General features: G+C 37.9%; 17 protein-coding genes and 1 riboswitch. Of the genes, 1 reads left to right on the top strand and 16 read right to left on the bottom strand.

Translation table 11 applies throughout. The features are described from left to right. Window positions 1-307: 307 nt before the first annotated feature. From mgtA to purC, 14 genes are all read right to left on the bottom strand, one after another. Window positions 308-2,914: a magnesium-translocating P-type ATPase gene (gene mgtA / locus IGI38_RS05325; protein ID WP_438730317.1), complete on the bottom strand. Its 2,607-nt coding sequence runs from the start codon at window positions 2,912-2,914 to the stop codon at window positions 308-310. Window positions 2,915-3,239: 325 nt separating this feature from the next. After that, a riboswitch (M-box (ykoK) riboswitch) is annotated at window positions 3,240-3,404 on the bottom strand. Between the two features lie 49 nt (window positions 3,405-3,453). Next, window positions 3,454-4,173 carry a nitroreductase family protein gene (locus IGI38_RS05320; protein WP_438727584.1) on the bottom strand — a complete coding sequence of 240 codons (720 nt, stop codon included), beginning with the start codon at window positions 4,171-4,173 and terminating at the stop codon, window positions 3,454-3,456. Then, complete coding sequence (locus IGI38_RS05315) at window positions 4,174-5,595, bottom strand: PLP-dependent aminotransferase family protein (protein WP_438727582.1); 1,422 nt, start codon at window positions 5,593-5,595, stop codon at window positions 4,174-4,176. Between the two features lie 124 nt (window positions 5,596-5,719). Continuing rightward, window positions 5,720-6,697 carry a GMP reductase gene (guaC, locus tag IGI38_RS05310; protein ID WP_438727579.1) on the bottom strand — a complete coding sequence of 326 codons (978 nt, stop codon included), beginning with the start codon at window positions 6,695-6,697 and terminating at the stop codon, window positions 5,720-5,722. Window positions 6,698-6,970: 273 nt separating this feature from the next. Beyond that, window positions 6,971-7,399: a DUF3788 family protein gene (locus IGI38_RS05305; protein ID WP_438727577.1), complete on the bottom strand. Its 429-nt coding sequence runs from the start codon at window positions 7,397-7,399 to the stop codon at window positions 6,971-6,973. Between the two features lie 207 nt (window positions 7,400-7,606). After that, window positions 7,607-8,860, bottom strand: coding sequence for a phosphoribosylamine--glycine ligase (gene purD, locus IGI38_RS05300; RefSeq protein ID WP_438727574.1), 1,254 nt, complete (start codon window positions 8,858-8,860; stop codon window positions 7,607-7,609). A gap of 15 nt (window positions 8,861-8,875) precedes the next feature. Next, window positions 8,876-10,408 carry a bifunctional phosphoribosylaminoimidazolecarboxamide formyltransferase/IMP cyclohydrolase gene (purH, locus tag IGI38_RS05295; protein WP_438727571.1) on the bottom strand — a complete coding sequence of 511 codons (1,533 nt, stop codon included), beginning with the start codon at window positions 10,406-10,408 and terminating at the stop codon, window positions 8,876-8,878. A 123-nt stretch (window positions 10,409-10,531) separates the two neighbouring features. Next, on the bottom strand, window positions 10,532-11,110 hold the full coding sequence (purN, locus tag IGI38_RS05290; RefSeq protein ID WP_438727568.1) for a phosphoribosylglycinamide formyltransferase: 579 nt from the start codon (window positions 11,108-11,110) through the stop codon (window positions 10,532-10,534). Continuing rightward, on the bottom strand, window positions 11,107-12,150 hold the full coding sequence (gene purM / locus IGI38_RS05285) for a phosphoribosylformylglycinamidine cyclo-ligase (RefSeq protein ID WP_438727565.1): 1,044 nt from the start codon (window positions 12,148-12,150) through the stop codon (window positions 11,107-11,109). The genes purN and purM overlap by 4 nt, the downstream gene beginning before the upstream one ends. A gap of 173 nt (window positions 12,151-12,323) precedes the next feature. Then, entirely contained in the window at window positions 12,324-13,766 is a 1,443-nt protein-coding gene (gene purF / locus IGI38_RS05280; protein ID WP_438727563.1) for an amidophosphoribosyltransferase, read from the bottom strand. Further along, on the bottom strand, window positions 13,751-15,970 hold the full coding sequence (gene purL, locus IGI38_RS05275; RefSeq protein ID WP_438727561.1) for a phosphoribosylformylglycinamidine synthase subunit PurL: 2,220 nt from the start codon (window positions 15,968-15,970) through the stop codon (window positions 13,751-13,753). Before purL ends, purF begins: the two co-directional genes overlap by 16 nt. Continuing rightward, window positions 15,970-16,650, bottom strand: a complete 681-nt coding sequence (gene purQ / locus IGI38_RS05270; protein WP_438727558.1) for a phosphoribosylformylglycinamidine synthase subunit PurQ — start codon at window positions 16,648-16,650, stop codon at window positions 15,970-15,972. Before purQ ends, purL begins: the two co-directional genes overlap by 1 nt. Window position 16,651: 1 nt before the next feature. After that, the gene (gene purS / locus IGI38_RS05265; RefSeq protein ID WP_438727556.1) at window positions 16,652-16,906 is read right to left on the bottom strand and encodes a phosphoribosylformylglycinamidine synthase subunit PurS; all 255 of its coding nucleotides are present in this window, start codon (window positions 16,904-16,906) and stop codon (window positions 16,652-16,654) included. 2 nt (window positions 16,907-16,908) lie between these two features. After that, window positions 16,909-17,625 carry a phosphoribosylaminoimidazolesuccinocarboxamide synthase gene (gene purC / locus IGI38_RS05260; RefSeq protein WP_438727553.1) on the bottom strand — a complete coding sequence of 239 codons (717 nt, stop codon included), beginning with the start codon at window positions 17,623-17,625 and terminating at the stop codon, window positions 16,909-16,911. A 256-nt stretch (window positions 17,626-17,881) separates the two neighbouring features. On the opposite strand from purC, the gene IGI38_RS05255 reads away from it, so the two are divergent. After that, entirely contained in the window at window positions 17,882-18,253 is a 372-nt protein-coding gene (locus IGI38_RS05255; RefSeq protein WP_438727550.1) for a hypothetical protein, read from the top strand. Between the two features lie 197 nt (window positions 18,254-18,450). Here the strand turns inward: IGI38_RS05255 and IGI38_RS05250 are convergent, their stop codons facing one another. After that, window positions 18,451-18,591 (bottom strand): IS3 family transposase, encoded by a 141-nt coding sequence (locus tag IGI38_RS05250; RefSeq protein WP_438727547.1) that lies wholly within the window; start codon window positions 18,589-18,591, stop codon window positions 18,451-18,453. A gap of 84 nt (window positions 18,592-18,675) precedes the next feature. Next, window positions 18,676-19,065 carry a hypothetical protein gene (locus tag IGI38_RS05245; RefSeq protein ID WP_438730414.1) on the bottom strand — a complete coding sequence of 130 codons (390 nt, stop codon included), beginning with the start codon at window positions 19,063-19,065 and terminating at the stop codon, window positions 18,676-18,678. Window positions 19,066-19,105: the final 40 nt, after the last annotated feature.

Below are 19,105 nucleotides of genomic sequence, written 5' to 3'. Positions count from 1 at the left end.
TGTATTATTGCTATTGCCCCTTCTTCTCTAAATTAGCATTTTTATATTTAATTGACAACAAACTTGCTCACCGATTCTGAACGAATTAAAGCGTTTCATATTTTATCCTTGTGAAATCACATTCAGCCTGTTTCTAACAGAGAAATCTTACCAGTTAGAATGTCGTTGTTGAGCTAGTCAAAAAAATTGTATACCTATGATAATTTAGACTAAAATGAAGACTTATACATCTACAATTTCTAAAAAATTGTTGTATTTTTTCACAAAAAAAGAAACAGAATGGCAGTACAGCCCATTCTGTTATAGTTCAGATCCATTCTTTTGCTATTTTTATATAGATTACTTTTCCTAATTGCGTTGCTAACATATAAGCAATGACGATTCCAACATACCATAACCAGTAGCTGCTTGGCAGTTTTACAAAGTCAAACTGCTCAGCAATCGGTGTCAAAACGACTAATGCACCTACTACTACTGCCATCAATAAGCTAGCAAAAACTTGCGGAGCTGGCCAACTTTGGATAAACGGAATTTTCTTTGTCCGAACCATGAGAACTACCAAAGCTTGTGTTGTCAAGCCAATCATGAACCACCCAGTTTGAAATAGATTTTGTGCCCCAACTGTGTTGGCTCCAAATATAAACCACATTACTAGGAAAGTAGCGATATCGAAAACAGAACTGATAGGTCCAATGCATACAGTAAATTTCAATAGACCGGTTGTCTCCCACTTTGTTGGGACTTGTAATTCTTCTTCATCCACATTGTCCCAAGGAATCGTCAATTGTGCAAAATCATAGATCAAATTTTGCAACAGTAATTGAATCGATAACATTGGTAAAAACGGTAAGAATGCACTAGCAATTAAAATCGAGAACACATTACCAAAATTGGAACTGATAGTAATCTTGATATATTTCATCATGTTGCTGAATACACGGCGTCCTTCGATCACACCATTTTCCAGCACACCTAAACTTTTCTCCAACAAGATAATCGAACTGGCATCTTTTGTAATATCTGCCGCGGTATCAACAGATATTCCTACATCAGCTTTCCGCAAAGCCGGTGCATCATTGATACCATCACCCATAAACCCTACTGTATGCCCGTTTGTTTGTAATGATTCAATGATTCGAGATTTTTGCATTGGGTTCAATTTTGCAAACAAATTGATTTTCTCTGCCGCTTGATACAGCTCATCATCTGTCATTTCATCGATTTGATTTCCCAGAACATATTTGTCTGCTGGAATACCCACATCTTGACAAACTTTTTGCGCTACAATAGCATTATCGCCCGTTAGAACTTTTACAGCTACACCATGTTGCTGTAATGACTTGATTGCTGGTTTGGCTGAAGCTTTTGCTGGATCTAGAAACCCCATAAACCCAATTAGTGTCATGTCTTTTTCGTCATCTGTTGAATAAATGGCCTCATCATGAGCGTCCCGACGAACAGCTACAGTGATGACCCTCATCCCTTGTCGATTCATTTTTTCATTAACCATTTGCAATTGTTCACGAATTTCTGGTGTTAATTCTGAAACCTCACCATTAATCTCAACATATTTACAAACAGTTGACATTTCCTCAACCGCACCTTTTGTGATCATCAATTGATGATCATCGGTTTTCATAACTACAGTTACACGGCGGCGAGAAAAATCAAAGGGAATTTCATCAATTTTTTGAACTGTTTGGAAGGGTAAACGACGAGCTTGTTCTTCGAAATAATTAATCACAGCAATATCCATCAAGTTTTTCCAGCCAGTTTGATATGTCGAATTCATAAATGCCAAGTCTAAAACTTGTTCATTTTCATTTCCTAAAGGATCTAGATGTTGTACTAAAACTACGCGATCCTCAGTGATCGTTCCTGTTTTATCTGTGCAAAGGACGTCCATACCACCCAAATTTTGAATTGAAGCAAGTTCCTTTACAATGACTTTATGCTTCGAAAGTGTCAACGCACCCTTAGCTAAGTTAGAGCTCACGATCATTGGCAACATTTCAGGAGTCAAACCCACTGCTACTGCAATAGCGAAAAAGAACGCACTGCTCCAATCTCCCTTCGTTAAACCATTAATTAAAAATACAAGTGGAAATAATACCATCACCATACGGAGTAATAGCTTGCTAACTCTAGCTAAACCTATATCGAAGGATGTTTTTCCTCGCTTCGAGGTTGCATTTTTTGCGATATCACCAAAGAATGTTTGTTGTCCTGTTTTTAATATGATCGCTTTTCCTTGACCACTCAACACATCTGTTCCCATAAAAACTAGGTTTGTTAAATCCAATGCTGTTGTTTCTTCTGTTAGTAGTGTATCTTTCGCAAGGTACTTTTCGACAGGCATTGATTCTCCCGTTAACGATGATTGATTGACGAATAAGTCTTTCGTCCAAATTAGAACAGCATCCGCTGGGATCATGTCACCAGTCGCTAACGTCAAAATGTCACCAGGTACTACTTCGTCCATCGGGATTTCCTTCGTTTCACCATTTCGAGTGATCGCCGCTGTATTTTCGATCATTTCCTTTAATTCGATACTAGCTTTTTGAGAACGATATTCTTGAATAAACGTAATCAAAACACTAGCCAAAATCATAAGCGTCATCACTACTGCTGCTTCAATATCCTTTGTCAGCACTGAAACAATCGCTAAAAGAGCTAAAACATAAACAAACGGATCGTTAAAAGCTTGTAAAAATAATAAAATTCCAGGTGTTGGTTTTTGCGCAGAAACTTCATTTGGACCATATTCCTCCAAACGGCTTTCCGCATCTTCTTCGGACAGACCCTGCATTGATGTCCGCAGATTTAAGAAGAGGTCGCGATCAGATAAAATCGCTAATTTCTTTAGTTCTTGATCTTTATTGATTTTGCGAGCAAGAAGGTTTTTTTTGTTCATCATAGTTTTTCCTCCTAAATTTCTGGACAACCAAAGTCACCCCATTATATTCAATCTTCGGTCGACTATCCTCATGGTCCATCTTCCTCACATCCTTTCAATTGTTTGAATAACTCCAAAATATTTTATAGGGTTAATCGTTCGCTCAAAACTTTAAAATTACAATTCCCATATAATAGAAAATGATTTTAGTTTTGTACGCTTATCATCCAATTACGCCTTAGCCCAATATCAAGTCTAATTATTTATCCTTATTGTAGTTGCAAAAATCTAGTCACGGACTATCAAAAAACGCGCACTCGAAAATGAGCACGCGCGAAAATCCATTCATGTTCATCGTCGAGCTTTAGCACTATAGGGCGTAGACAAAATCTGTCAGCTACGTTATGAATCACCTTCACGATGATCCCTGTTCTACCCATTGGCGTCTCTCGACATTTTTGGGCAGCAGCCTGTGTCCATATAGGAGCCTCACCTAACAATTATTCTTATTTACATTTCTACTATATGTTACTTACTTTCCAGTGTCAAACTTTAGCTCAAAAGAATTTATTTATTTTCAGAAACTCATCTATTTTCTTGTTTGGTTTGTTACTGAAGTAGTCTGCAAATTTTTTACTCCAAAGTTTTGTTTCACGAGCTTCAGCAAATTTTTCCATCGTTTGATCATATTCATTAATCAATTTATAGTCATAATCTTGATAAGTGTCAAAATGAATGACAGCCTTTTCAGGTAAACGAGGCTTGATCCTCATTTCCACAGTTGGTTTACCAATACTTAAACCAGCAACCGGAAATACATATTCGGGAAGTTTAAGCAATTTACTTACTTCCAATATATCTTTTCTAATTGATCCTACTACTACAGAACCCAATCCAAGAGCCTCCGTTGCAATTACTGCATTTTCTAATGCTAAAGCGGTATCTGTAATCGCAGTAATCAATGGATCTAGTCCTTTGTTGATAAAATAATCGACCCCATAATGCTCCGCTACTTTTTGTGTGCGTTTCAAATCTGCCACAAAAATCAGAAAGACTGAACTATGTAACATATGAGGGTTCCCAGGATTCAACGCAACAAGTCTTTTGCGTATTTCAAGATCTTTTACTACAACGATGCTGTACATTTGCCCGTTCATCCAACTTGGTGCTTGACGACTAGCTTGTAAAATCTTTTCTAAGTCGGTATCTGGCAATTGATAACCTTCATCAAAATTTCGATAAGTTCTGTGCTTCTTCATAATCTCTAATGCGTCCATTTAGCTCCTCCTTAGTTCCTTTGAAATAGCCTGCAATTTTATAAATAATTGTTTTTGCGTTTGTTCTGTTAACCGAGTGTAATTTATCCTCATCGCCATTGTATCATTACTAAATAGAAATGCAGGAGCAACCAATAATTTTTCTTCCAGAAAAAAATCCCAGTCTGTTCTAGTTAAACTTTGATGCCGCCAAGAAAAATATACATAGATCCCTCCATCTATTTCAGATATTATCCAATCCTCGGCAACTGCTTTTGCTGCTTCAGCAAATGAACTAGCTCTTTCTTTCAAAGCAATGACCAAATCGGCCTGATTATTTTCAAACCGCGGATCAGTCAAAGCCGTATGGGCAACGACTTGGGGAAAAACACTGATAGAAAAATCCATCATCTGTTTAGCTTCAGATAATCGTTGAATCAAATCTTGATCAGCCACGATCCAACCGATTTTGATTGACGAACCAAAAATTTTAGACAATGAGCCTAAATGAATTACTTGATGTGGAGCGAGTTCCTTTAATGAAGGCGGGACCTTGTTAAAATTCATTTCACTGAACACTTCATCTTCCACGATCGGCAACTGATACTTTCGACTAAGTTCAATCAATTCTTTTCTGCGTTTTTCCGACATCGTTGACCCTGTTGGATTTTGAAAAGTAGGATTAAGAATAATCAGCTTTATTTTTTTTGTAAGAATCAGTTGTTCCAGCTTATCAATTCGCATGCCTTCTTTATCCATTTTCACACCATAAAGTTTGATCCCCGCAGTCGAAAAAATCGGTAGTGAATACAAGAATGACGGATCTTCGATGGCTACACTATCACCGCTATTCAGCATCACCTGTAATAATAAGAACATCGCTTGCTGCGCACCAGAGGTAATCAAAACTTGATCAGAAGAAACATTGACTTTTTGTTCTACTTTTATTCTTTGGCAAATAACCTGCTGCAACGGTCGATATCCCAACGAACTTTGCTTCCGTTCTTCTAACAATAATTCTTCCCATGTATAGGAAGGAAAACGAAAATCTGGGATCAAGCTTAATGGCAGCTCTCCAGAATAAAGATCAATTGCTTCTGAATCATTTAATAACTTTTGGATTTTCTCTAAAAAAGGTTCTTTAGGATGTGATTCCTGAGTAAAAAAATTACGCCAGTCAACTCTTGGTATCGTGCTTCGTCCCCAGTTTCCTTCATTAACAAGCGTCCCGCTACCTTGACGCCGCAATACCCAACCAAGACTTACTAATTCATCTAAAGCATGCACAACTGTCGAACGATTTACTTGATAGTATTCCGCCAATTTACGCTCTGGTGGTAATCTGTCTCTTGGCTGCAATGTGCCATCTTGAATATAAGTAATGATTTGCTCCATAATCTGTTGATAAATCGGTGTTACTTTTTTTTCTGATAACTTCCACATAACATTCCCTCATTAATTATTGGATGACTTAACGCTACTCCAATCGTACTGCTCTGTCAATTGGATACATCAAAAAAGCTCATACTGCAATTGAGTATAAGCTTTAAAAGTTTTCTAAAAATCTTTAAATCGTATCACCGTTAAAAATTGAGTTCTTAACAACCACGTAATCAACTTTTTGCAATGCTTCTAAATCATTTCCACCAGCATAAGAAATCGACGACTGCAAATCCTGTTGCATTTCTACCAAGGTGTCTTTTAAAGAACCTTTATAAGGAATCCAAATTTTCTTGCCTTCGACATTTTTCTTTTCGCCTTTTTGGAACTCAGAAGCACTTCCAAAATATTCTTTATAGACCACGCCGTCTTCCACCATTGTTTCGCCTGGTGATTCTTCATGGCCGGCAAATAGTGAACCGATCATAATCATAGTCGCACCAAAACGAATCGATTTGGCAATATCTCCGTGTGTACGAATTCCACCGTCTGCGATAATTGGTTTGCGTGCCGCTTTTGCACACCAACTTAATGCGGCCAACTGCCAGCCGCCAGTGCCAAAACCAGTTTTAATTTTTGTGATACAGACCTTTCCCGGTCCGATGCCAAGTTTTGTCGCATCTGCCCCCGCGTTTTCTAACTCGCGAACCGCTTCAGGAGTACCAACATTCCCAGCGATGACAAATGTCTCTGGCAGATGTTTCTTAATATGTTTAATCATATTGATAACTGGATCAGAATGCCCATGTGCAATATCAATCGTGATAAAGTCAGGATTCAATTTTTCTTCTGCTAATTGTTTTACAAAATCATATTCATATCCTTTTACACCAACACTGATTGATGTGAATAAGCCACGTGACTGCATTTTCTTAATAAAGGGAATACGTTCTTCTTCATAAAAACGATGCATGATATAGAAGTAACCATTTTCTGCCAAAAATTCTGCGATGCTTTCATCGATGATTGTTTGCATATTGGCAGGAACAACAGGCATCCTAAAATTAAATTTCCCAAGTTGAACAGTCGTGTCACACTCTGACCGACTGTTCACAATGCATTTATTTGGGATCAACTGAATATCTTCATAATCAAATACTTTCATAATGGCCTCCAATAAATAAGATAGTTATCTCATTTTGATATAGTCATTTTTCCAAAAAAAGACTTTATTCTCGTCTTACATATCAGCGCGATAAACCAGTTCCATGAAATTTCTTTTATAATTACATATTTTTTCTTTATGTAACATATCCCGTGAAGAGCGCGACTGACAAAAAAACATAGGGCAACTATCGCCCTATGTAATTTACAACATATTCACTTAAAAAGCAAGCTGATTTTTGACTTTATAGCAAAAAACACGAACATTAACTTTTCAGACAAGTGTATTCCTTAATTTTTTTGCCTGTAAGCTTACTAAAAAGATAACATCTTCCATTTCTTCTTCATTGGTCACTTTCATTTCGATCTGTTGGGTATTCTTTGATACATCTTCGAATTTTTCCTTAAACTCATCCGACATCACTTTTACCATTGGTGTCAAATAGCTTATCCCGAAATCTGGGAATGGTGTGATCACAGAAAAATAGTCTCTGTGAATTTTAATGCGGCAAAGTAATCCATCATATTGTTCAACAACAAGTTGCCATCCTGTTTGTTTTTGGAAAATATACTTAATTTTAGGATCATAATGTCTCATGATTTGGGCCAATAAAATCTTTAAATATTGAGAATTCGGTAATCCTGACAAGATCGTCTGTAATTCTTGCTTCTCATCATCAGCTTTGGATCGTTTCCTTTCCATAGTCCTCGCCTCTTTCAATACGCTCTGGAACGAAAAATAATTCTAACTAATGCAATTGTCTGTATGAGTTAATTCTTTTTATTTTTCTTCAAATTCATATATTTTTTTAACGCTTTTTTCATATTCAGTTTACCACTTTTAATTAAACATGTCATTTTTTTAATCTGAATCTTTTTGAACGAAAAAAAAACGACCTTTGGCCGTTTTTTATTCTTCTCTTGATTTAGCACCAATATCATTACGATAAAAGTAACCAGTAGTATCAGCTTTACTTAATGCTTGATAAACTTTCTTTTTAGCTGCTTCAATTGTATCAGCTTCGGCTTCAACCAAAAGAACCCGTCCGCCTGATGCTTTTGTCATCCCTTGCTCTTCTGTTACGCCTGCATAATAAACAGTTGCTTGATTATCAAAATCCGGAACTAACATCCCTTTTTGATAATCGTTCGGATAACCATTCGCTGCCAAAACAACACCAACTGCTGCTTGATCACTCCAAACTAACTCGGGTTCTTGATCGTTTAATAGATCATCAATGATTTGCGCAAGATCACTTGATAGACGAGGTAAAACAACTTGCGTTTCTGGATCGCCGAAACGAGCATTGAATTCGATGACCTTGGCTCCAGCTTTAGTTGCAATTAAGCCCGCGTATAAGATTCCTGTAAACGGTGTATCATTCTTTATCATTCCTGAAGCCGCTGGTTTCAAGATCTCTTCTACTGCAGTATTGACCATTCCCGTTGAAATTTGCGGTACAGGTGAATAAGCACCCATTCCACCAGTATTGGGCCCCTGATCGTTGTCGTATGCACGTTTGTGATCTTGCGAAATTACCATTGGATAAACTTTTTCATTCTTAACGAAAGCAAGAAGCGAAAATTCTTCGCCAGCTAAAAATTCCTCTACAACAACTTTATCCCCACTTTCTCCAAAGCGATGATCCGTCATCATTTCTTTTAAAGATTGCAGTGCCTCTACTAAAGTCATAGCAACTGTTACACCTTTTCCGGCTGCTAATCCGTCCGCTTTAATAACAATTGGAGCTCCTTTTTCCTTAACATAATCACAAGCAGCTTGATACTTTGTAAAAGCTTTATACTCAGCAGTTGGAATATTGTTGTCAATCATGATTTTTTTTGCAAATTCTTTCGAACCCTCGATCATAGCAGCAGCTTTAGTCGGGCCAAAAATTTTAAGCCCCGCCGCTTGAAAATCATCAACAATACCATTCAGTAATGGAATTTCTGGTCCAACAAAAGTCCAATCAATCAAGTTTTCTTTAACAAAGACAATCAACTTTTCATGATTGTCTTCAGTTATATCTACTAATTGGATACCATCTTTTTTCATACCTGGATTTCCTTTGGCACAAAAAACATCCGTCACTTGCGTACTATTCAGCATTTTCTTTGCAATTGCATGCTCGCGACCGCCGCTGCCAATTATTAATAATTTCATTGAATCCTCCTCAAATTAATGTCTGAAATGACGAACACCAGTAAATACCATCGCAACACCATATTTATTTGCCATAGCGATCGAATCCTTGTCTCGAATGCTTCCACCAGGTTGAACGATTGCTTTGATACCATGTTGCGCGGCATATTCTACACTGTCATCCATTGGGAAATAGGCGTCGCTTGCTAGAACGGCTCCGTCCATCCTACCTTTTGCTTCTTCTAAGGCGATTTTTACTGAACCGACACGATTCATTTGCCCCGCGCCAACGCCAACAGTTTGATGAGTGTTCGCGATCACAATCGCGTTTGACTTAACATGTTTTACTGCTTTCCAAGCAAATGCTAAAGCCTTTAATTCTTCTTCAGTTGGCTTGCGATCTGTCGCAACTTCCCATTCTTCAGAGACTTCCTTGATAACATCCTGATCTTGAACAAGTAAGCCGCCCAGTACAGAGACAACTTCTGCTTGGTTGCTCGCCCGATTATCAAAGTCTAATGTCATCAGACGCAAGTTTTTCTTTCCAGATAGAAGGTCAAAAGCTTCTTTACTAAAGCTTGGCGCAATGATGATTTCTAAAAACAGTTTATGCATCTCTTCTGCCGTCGCTAAATCAATTTCCCGATTTGCCACTAAAATACCACCAAAAATCGATGTTGGATCGGCTTCATAAGCAAATCGGTAAGCCTCAGCAATCGTACGACCACTGCCGATTCCACATGGATTCATGTGTTTTAAAGCGACAACTGTAGGTTCAATAAATTCACGAGCGATACGGATAGCTGCATCCGCATCTTTGATATTGTTATATGACAATTCTTTTCCGTGAAGTTGATGTGCGCTTGCGATTGAATAAGATACGGGTAAAGCATTTTGATAAAATGCGGCCGTTTGATGGCTATTTTCACCATATCGTAAAGTTTGTTTCAAATCATAAGTCACTGTTAATTTTTCTGGTTCTAATTCGCTAATGCTCTTCGTTAAGTAATCAGCGATCAATGCATCATAAGCGGCAGTATGACGAAATACTTTTGCAGCTAGACGTTTACGTGTTTCTAAAGAAGTTGTCTGACTATCTTTAAGTTCTGCCAAAACAAGCGCATAATCTTTTGGATCAACAATCACTGTTACCGAGTTGAAGTTTTTAGCAGCCGAACGCAGCATGCTAGGACCACCGATATCGATATTTTCGATCGCATCTGCTTCAGTCACATTTGGTTTAGAAATCGTTTCTTTAAATGGATATAAATTTACACAAACATAATCAATAGGTTGAATATCGTGCTCATTCATAGCATTCATATGGCTAGTTAAATCACGCCGACCTAACAATCCACCATGAATTTTTGGGTGCAAGGTTTTTACTCGACCGTCCATCATTTCCGGAAAACCTGTTACTTCATCAATACTTAACGTTGGAATGCCTGCGTCGTCTAAAACTTTTTTGGTTCCACCTGTAGAAATAATTTCAATACTGGCTTGAACTAATCCTTTAGTAAACTCTACAACTCCGGTTTTATCTGAAACGCTAATTAACGCTCTTGTCATCATGACACTCCCTATTGAATTATTTTTTTTATTCTCTTCTCTTTCTATTCTAATAAGGGTTTGGACTGCCGTCCTTCCCATATCGTTGCTATTACTTCTCCATTTTAAACAGCAAAATGATTTTTATGCGTTTAGATTTATTTCATTTACAATCTTGGCAAGAACTTGTGGATACAGTCGATGCTCGACCTGATGGATTTTTGTTTCTAAGTCACTTAAAGTATCCTCTTCTGATACCTGTACTTTTTCCTGAGCAATGATCGGCCCAGTATCTACACCACTATCGACATAATGGATCGTAACACCTGTTTCTTTTACACCAGCTTCGTATGCATCCTTGATTCCATGCAGTCCAGGGAAATTTGGCAATAACGCAGGATGAATATTTACGATCCGATTGGGAAAAGCTCTTAGTAAATCTTTACCAATGATTCGCATATATCCAGCTAAAACGACAAGTTCTACGTTGTAGCTTTTCAATAACTCTAATAGAGCGGATTCATAAGCTTTCTTGTCAGGAAATTCTTTCAGCTCAAAACTCTCACTAGGTACTTTAAATTTTTTTCCGCGTTCCAACACATAAGCGTCACTGTGGTCCGAAAACAACAGAACTATTTCTGCCTCGATTTCTTTTTCTTTGACTGCCTGAGCGATTACTTCAAAATTCGAACCGTTCCCTGAAGCTAAGACAGCTATTCTCATGCCTCTGCTCCTTTGAATACAATCGCTGAATCTTGTTTTTCTATAACTTTACCGATAACGTATGCCACTTCGTTACGTTCCTTCAGATCTGTTTGCAGTTCCGCTAGTTTTTCTGGTGCAACAGCTAAGACCATTCCAATCCCCATATTGAAGATTTCATACATTTCTATTTCAGGGATCTTGCCATATTTTTCTAAAGCCTCGAAAATCGGTAAAACAGGCCAAGTACCCAATTTGATTTCACAAGCTAAGTCATCTGACAACATCCGCGGCAAATTTTCGACAAAGCCTCCGCCAGTTACATGTGCAATTCCATTGACTAATTCTTTTTTTACTAAAGGCATCAACGCATTCACATAAATTTTTGTTGAAACCAGAATCTCATTACTAAGCGTGTCAGTCAATTCTGGTAATTTTTGATCAATCGAAAAGTCATTCATTTCAAAGAAAACTTTACGAACCAATGAATAGCCATTTGAATGAATGCCTGACGATGGTAAACCTATCAAGATATCACCAGCTTTGATCTTATCTCCCGTGATCATTTGACTTTTCTCGGCAATCCCAACAGTGAAACCAGCTAGATCGTAATCATCGTCACCATACATGCCGGGCATTTCTGCTGTTTCGCCGCCAATTAAAGCAGCACCAGCTTGAACACAACCTTCCGCTACTCCAGCAACAACTTGTTCTAAACGAGCAGGAACATTTTTCCCCGTTGCGATATAGTCTAAAAAGTAAAGTGGTTCTGCACCTTGAGCAACTATATCGTTCACACACATCGCAACACAATCGATTCCAATCGTATCATGTTTGTCTGCTTGAATCGCAACCATCAATTTTGTTCCAACGCCGTCTGTTCCAGAAACGAGAACGGGTTCATTAAATTGAAATTGACTAAGATCAAAGCAGCCACCGAATCCCCCGATCGCTCCCATAACGCCTAAACGTTCGGTTCTTTTTACATGTTTCTTGATACGTTCAACCACTTCATAACCAGCCTCTACATCAACGCCAGCTCTAGAATATGCATTTCCCACTCGATTCTCTCCTCATAAAATATTTACTGTTTAGTACTAACAATAAATAGGTTTATCAACATACTGTACACTAGGTTCCTTAATCGTAATAATGATTATTTTTTACAGACGACGGTTTCAGGTCGCTCAATTGAAAAAAAGTAGAGCCATGATCCTTGAGTCACTTCTGTCTTCTAATAAAATGAAGTTTTTTCTTTTAGAGTTGCTTGATAATGTTCTTCATAATCGTATAGCGGTGTCGGATAATCACCGTTGAAATATGCCATACATAAACCTGAATAAGGTGCGTCAAAGTCTAATCCGATTGCATGAATCAAGCCGTCCTCACTTAAGAATGACAAGGAATCAGCGCCGATCATTTCCCGAATTTCTTCAATTGAATGATTAGCTGCAATCAGCTCTTTACGTGTTTGGATATCGATACCATAAAAACATGGATAACGTAAAGGAGGTGAAGCAATTCGCACATGAACTTCTTTTGCTCCGGCTTCTTTTAAAAGATTTACGATTCGACGGCTTGTTGTGCCTCGTACAATCGAATCATCTACCATAATGACGCGTTTCCCTTCTACTACACCTCGAACCGCTGAAAGTTTCATGCGTACCCCTTGCTCCCGCAATTCTTGAGTCGGTTGAATAAACGTTCTAGCAACATATTGATTCTTTACTAGACCCATCTCATACGGAATGCCTGATTCTTCGGCATAACCGCTAGCTGCTGATAGCGAAGAATTAGGTACACCAACAACCATATCAGCATCGATTCCAGCTTCATGCGACAAAATTCGCCCCATATTTTTACGAGCGCTATGGACATTCACACCTGCGATGTTTGAATCAGGTCTTGCAAAATAAATATATTCCATCGAACAAATTGCATGTTGGGTTTCTTCAGTAAAGTATTCCACTTTCAACCCCTCATCATTGATTGTAATAATTTCACCTGGATTAACATCTTGAATAAATTTCGCACCGACAACTTCCAAAGCACAAGTTTCAGATGCTACCACATATGCCCCATTAACCATTTGTCCAATTGATAATGGTCGGAAACCATTCGGATCAAGAGCCGCTACCATAGATTCTTCTGTTAACATCAGGTAAGCAAAGCCACCCTTTACAGTATTTAAAGCTTCTTTCATTCGTTCACATAATGATTCTTTTTGGCTGCGTCGAATTAAATGCATCAAGATTTCTGTATCCGAGTTCGAGTGAAAAATCGCACCATCCTTTTCTAATTCTTTACGCAGACTTTTAGCATTTGTCAGATTCCCATTGTGAGCCAAAGCAAAATCACCATCGTAAAAATTAAATAAGAAAGGTTGAATATTATCAACACTGCTAGTCCCAGCAGTCCCATAACGCACGTGTCCGATTGCAGCTTGTCCGGTCAATTGATTCAATTGGTGTTCGTCTTTAAAGACCTCAGATAGTAATCCTAAACCACGTGTACTGATTAATTTCCCACCGCCATTATTGCTAACAATTCCAGCCCCTTCTTGTCCTCGGTGCTGTAAGCTGTGTAAGCCAAAATAAGTGACGCGAGCAGCATCTGGGTGACCCCAGATGCCAAAAACGCCACATTCTTCATTTAAACTTCTTACTTCATTAGACATGGAATGGCTTCCTCCCATAATTCTTTTGCTTTCTTCGCGTCTACTTTAATTTCACCGCCAACAGCAGTCATTTTTAATTCGCCAGTCTCCGTTGTTATTCCAATTTTTACAGCCTTTTCTCCAGCTAATATTTCAAAAGCTGTTTGGTTTTCAGGTTGAACAGATATAACAAAACGTGATTGTGTTTCCGCAAACAGATTTTCAATCGGCATCTCCAGGTTCGCTTCGACGCCTAATTGCTTATTGAATGCTGACTCTGCGATTGCTACTGCTAAGCCACCTTCGGCACAATCATGGGCACTTGCTACTAATCCTGCTTTGATTGCTGAAAGAACTAATTCTTGGTTAGCTTTTTCAACAGCCAAATCAAAGTCCATTAATTTCCCTTCAATTAATCCCTTTTGCATTTTTTGAATCTCAGTGCCATTAAAATCAGATTTTGTTTCACCGATAACATAAATCAAATTTCCAGCTTCTTTGAATTCTTGAGTAGTAATATGCGATAAGTCTTCAATCAAACCAACCATTCCGATCATCGGTGTGGGATAGATAGCTTTGCCATTTGTTTCGTTATACATCGAGACATTTCCAGAAATAACTGGTGTGTTTAATGTACGACATGCTTCAGAGATTCCATCAGCTGAAGTCCATAACTCCCAGAATCCTTCTGGTTTTTCAGGCGAGCCATAATTCAAGCAGTCTGTAATCGCTAAAGGCTGTCCACCAGAGGCGATAATGTTACGAGCTGCTTCAGCGACTGCAATTTGTCCTCCAACTTCTGGATTCAAATAAAGATAACGAGCATTGCAATCCGTTGTCATCGCTAACGCCTTATTTGTACCGCGAACACGCATTACTGCTGCGTCACTTCCAGGTCGCACAACTGTATTTGTACGAACCTGCGAGTCATAGGTTTCATAAATCATTTTTTTCGAAGCAATTGTCGGTTGCTGCAATAGCTCTAATAGTGTTTCAGAGGCATCCTCTACATCCGGTTCAAAATTTGCCATGTTAATAAATTCTTGAATACGAGCAGGCTCTTTCTTTTCATTTTCGTAAACAGGTGCATCCTCCGCCAAAGCATCAACTGGCAAGTTAGCAACTTCTTCTCCATGATGATACAAGCGATACATTCCATCATCAGTAACTTCACCGATTGTTACAGCGTCTAATTCATAACGCTTAAATAGTTCAACAACTTCTGATTCATGCCCTTGTTCAACACATATCAACATTCGTTCCTGTGATTCCGATAACATCATTTCATAAGGAGTCATATTGGTTTCACGTTGTGGAACATCATCCAAATAAAGTTTTAATCCTGAGCCAGCTTTTGAGGCCATTTCAGAACTAGAAGATACTAAACCAGCTGCCCCCATATCTTGAATGCCTACTAAAATATCAGAATGATCAAGAATTAATTCTAGACAAGCTTCCAATAATAGCTTCTCCATAAATGGATCACCAACTTGAACAGCAGATCGTTGCTGTTCTTCGCCTTCAACAAATTCTTCAGACGCAAAAGTCGCGCCATGAATGCCATCACGACCAGTTTTTGCCCCCACATACATGATTGAATTGCCGACTCCCTTAGCTTGACCTTTTTGAATATCTTTATGATCCATCAAGCCAACACACATGGCGTTGACCAGAGGATTTCCTTCATAACAAGGATCAAATGCTACTTCACCGCCAACGGTCGGGATTCCAATACAGTTCCCGTAACCGCTGATTCCAGCAACGATTTCTTCTAATAAATATTTCGTTCGCGGAGTATCTAATTCTCCGAAACGTAAAGAATCTAGAATCGCAATTGGGCGAGCACCCATACTGAAAATATCGCGAATGATTCCGCCAACACCTGTCGCAGCACCTTCATAAGGTTCAACAGCAGATGGATGGTTATGACTTTCTGCTTTAAAAACGACTGCTTGTCCATCACCAATATCAACAATACCAGCACCTTCACCGGGGCCTTGTAAAACCTGCGGACCATCTGAAGGAAATTTTCGTAAAACAGGTTTTGAATTTTTATATGAACAGTGCTCACTCCACATTACTGAGAAAAGCCCTGTCTCGGTATAGTTAGGCAGGCGGCCAAGAATATCGTCTGAAATCAAACAGTATTCTTCATCGGTTAAACCCCATCCAGCATATATACGCTGATCTTTGATCTCTTGAGCCGTTGGTTCTAATTTCATCATTAGTTTGCAGTCACCTTTCCAAAATTAGTTAATATAGAAGCAAAGAATTTCTTACCATCATCCGATCCCAGCAACTCTTCCATAGCTCGTTCCGGATGAGGCATCATACCTAAGACATTTCCTGATTTATTTGTGATACCGGCGATACTTTCAACACTGCCGTTAATATTCTCACCTTCATAGGTAAAAACAATTTGGTTGTTGGCCTTTAGCTCAGCTAATGTCTCTTCATCACAGTAATAGTTTCCTTCTCCGTGAGCAACAGGGATCTGAATCACTTCGTTCATTTCATATTCAGATGTAAATTTTGTTTGATTGTTCACAACATTTAATGGAGTGATTTTACTAATAAATTTCAATGAATCATTTCGTCGTAAAGCTCCTGGCAATAATCCGGCTTCGGTTAAAATCTGGAATCCATTACATGTACCAAAAACAGGCTTACCTTCTTCAGCAAAACGAATCACTTCCGACATGATATTAGCAAAACGAGCGATTGCCCCGCAACGCAAGTAATCGCCATAGGAGAATCCACCTGGCAATAGCACACCATCAAAACCGACTAAGCTGTCTGCGTCATAACGAACATACTCACAATCAGCTCCCATGATCTCTTTCATTGCCCAGTACATATCTAAATCACAATTTGAGCCAGGAAACACAATGACCGCAAATTTCATGTTAAACTTCCTCCGATGTCAATATTTCATAACGATAAGTTTCCATGTTGACGTTCGCTAATAATTTGTCACAAACTTCTTCAATCATTTCTTCAACAGGGCGATTGCTTTTGGCAACCTTTATTTCAAAATATTTTCCGATTCGAACATTCTCAATTTCATCATAGCCTAAACGGTGAACAGCACCTTTCACTGCCTCTCCCTGCGGATCTAATACAGAGTCCTTATACGTTACATAAACTTTTACAAAATACATTCTTATTCTCCTCGCTTTTCTAATCTATTTAGTACTTCTTGATATACCGGAATAATGTCTCCTAAGTCACGACGATAAATATCTTTATCCAAATGATCATTCGTTTTTTTGTCCCACAAACGACAAGTATCTGGTGATACTTCATCTGCCAATAAAATGGTACCGTCTTTCAAACGTCCAAACTCTAATTTAAAATCAATCAACTTGATCCCCATTGAATCAAATAATTCAATCAACGCAGCATTGACTTTCAAAGCCATCTGACGTAATTGCTCAATTTCCTCTGTTGTTGCTAACTCTAAAATTCGGATATGATCATCAATAACCATCGGATCATCCAACTCATCATTCTTGTAATAAAATTCAACAATGGAAGATTTCAAAGGTGTGCCTTCTGAAATGGCTAATCTTTTTGAAAAACTTCCTGCAGCAAAATTTCGCACAACTACTTCTAAAGGTATGATTTTAACTGCTCGAATCAATTGCTCATTCATAGAGTGCTGTTTGATAAAATGATTATTAATCCCTTTACTTTTCAAGAAATCAAAGATTAATCCAGTTATTTGATTATTAAGTTCGCCTTTACCACTAATTTGATCTTTTTTTGCACCATTTAATGCTGTTGCTTGATTTAGATATTCGACCCAAATAATTTCAGGGTCATCTGTTTGAAATAATTGTTTTGCTTTTCCTTCATAGACTAAAGATCCTTTTATCACGTCATAACGCTCCCTTTTTATGAACATTCTAAAACATTTAGGAAATATTGTTCGCTTTTAAAGTTCATCTTCAGTGTAACAACAGAAAAAAAAAAATTCAACGCTTTATCGTATATTTCGATAGACTAAACTACTTAACGTTCGTGTTTTAACTAACTATCCTCCAACACAATATAATGCGCACCAAAGATAGCGTTTACATTTTTTGAAAATGATGCTATATTTAATTTGAATGAAATCCATGGGGGAATTGATTATGTTAGATGCGCCGGCAGCAGCTCGAAATTTTCTTGATTCAATGAATGAAACAGATAAACAACATTTACTAAATGCTTTATTAGGTTTGAATACGACACATAACTTAAACCGTAACACAAGTTTTTATTCCTACCGTAATCTCAAAAAAATCTTGCATCCAAAACAATCTCAAGCAATGCAAGCATTACATTTTTCTAATACGGCTGAAGATAATTTGGAGGTCCGACAGTTGAAAGATCATTCCTTTTTGAAAAATTCCTATCGGATAGAAATCTTATTAAATTCAGAGAGCTATGATTATCAGTTGATTTATTGCTTACTAGAACAACTTCATGAAAGTTGCTTCGTGGATACTTATTCATATGCCTAAACATAAAAACCTCTTGTCGCTTTGGTAAGGCTACCCGTCAATAAGACAATGAAATAATGAATGATTTTTAGAACTACTCTTTCATCTTTGGAGAGTAGTTTTTTTATTTTTCCAAGCAATAATTACTGCGCTATCACTTGGTTGACCATGATTTTCAAAAAAATGAACATCGTTTTGCATTTGAAAAGAATGCGTGATTAGACTGCTTCGTAATATCGATTATGAAATTCTATCGGTGTCAATATCTTTAATTTTCGTTGATAATGCCCATTGTTGTAATAGTCCATATAATTCGTGATCATTGTGACTAGCTCTGTGCGACTCGTATTTTTTTCCATAATATTTTTTCCGTTTAATCATTCCCTAAAATCCTTCCATCGGGCCATTATCAATAAATTTTTCAATACGAGATATGCTTTGTATCATTTCAGCTTTAATAATTCTATTATAAAAATTCTGATGCGTATATTGAAATCCACGATCACTATGAGAGAGCGGATGTGCCTCTGGTTCTGTTTCGATTGCTTGATCAAAGGCAATACCAGATCATTCGTATCACTAATGACATAAGAAACAATCCGGCGATCATAGATGTCTACGATCGCGTTTAAAAACACTTTACGGAATTTTGTCACATTTGTGAGCCATTTTTGATTCGGAGCTTCGGCAGTAAACTCACGACCTAAGATGTTTTCAGCTGTGTGATAAGGGTGATTCGCTCCTTTTGTAATATTTATTGTTGGCAGGATACTTGATTGTAGATTGAATCCCTTCATGTCGGCAGACGCGCAACACACGTTTATCATTGACATGAATGTCGTGTTTTCGAGTCAAGTCATTATTGATACTAGG

It is taken from the genome of Enterococcus sp. AZ128 (genome assembly GCF_051714485.1).
Lineage (GTDB): Bacteria > Bacillota > Bacilli > Lactobacillales > Enterococcaceae > Enterococcus_A.
This window is presented reverse-complemented; position numbering and strand designations above follow the sequence as displayed.

Excerpts from the sequence above, each read along its gene's own strand:
- IGI38_RS05250 (WP_438727547.1), bottom strand. The coding sequence starts at position 18,591 with ATGGAAAAAAATACGAGTCGCACAGAGCTAGTCACAATGATCACGAAT.
- mgtA (WP_438730317.1), bottom strand. The coding sequence starts at position 2,914 with ATGAACAAAAAAAACCTTCTTGCTCGCAAAATCAATAAAGATCAAGAA.
- IGI38_RS05305 (WP_438727577.1), bottom strand. The coding sequence starts at position 7,399 with ATGGAAAGGAAACGATCCAAAGCTGATGATGAGAAGCAAGAATTACAG.
- IGI38_RS05245 (WP_438730414.1), bottom strand. The coding sequence starts at position 19,065 with ATGTCAATGATAAACGTGTGTTGCGCGTCTGCCGACATGAAGGGATTC.
- purQ (WP_438727558.1), bottom strand. The coding sequence starts at position 16,650 with ATGAAATTTGCGGTCATTGTGTTTCCTGGCTCAAATTGTGATTTAGAT.
- purS (WP_438727556.1), bottom strand. The coding sequence starts at position 16,906 with ATGTATTTTGTAAAAGTTTATGTAACGTATAAGGACTCTGTATTAGAT.
- IGI38_RS05320 (WP_438727584.1), bottom strand. The coding sequence starts at position 4,173 with ATGGACGCATTAGAGATTATGAAGAAGCACAGAACTTATCGAAATTTT.
- purH (WP_438727571.1), bottom strand. The coding sequence starts at position 10,408 with ATGACAAGAGCGTTAATTAGCGTTTCAGATAAAACCGGAGTTGTAGAG.
- IGI38_RS05255 (WP_438727550.1), top strand. The coding sequence starts at position 17,882 with ATGTTAGATGCGCCGGCAGCAGCTCGAAATTTTCTTGATTCAATGAAT.
- purL (WP_438727561.1), bottom strand. The coding sequence starts at position 15,970 with ATGATGAAATTAGAACCAACGGCTCAAGAGATCAAAGATCAGCGTATA.
- purD (WP_438727574.1), bottom strand. The coding sequence starts at position 8,860 with ATGAAATTATTAATAATTGGCAGCGGCGGTCGCGAGCATGCAATTGCA.
- guaC (WP_438727579.1), bottom strand. The coding sequence starts at position 6,697 with ATGAAAGTATTTGATTATGAAGATATTCAGTTGATCCCAAATAAATGC.
- purF (WP_438727563.1), bottom strand. The coding sequence starts at position 13,766 with ATGTCTAATGAAGTAAGAAGTTTAAATGAAGAATGTGGCGTTTTTGGC.
- purN (WP_438727568.1), bottom strand. The coding sequence starts at position 11,110 with ATGAGAATAGCTGTCTTAGCTTCAGGGAACGGTTCGAATTTTGAAGTA.
- IGI38_RS05315 (WP_438727582.1), bottom strand. The coding sequence starts at position 5,595 with ATGTGGAAGTTATCAGAAAAAAAAGTAACACCGATTTATCAACAGATT.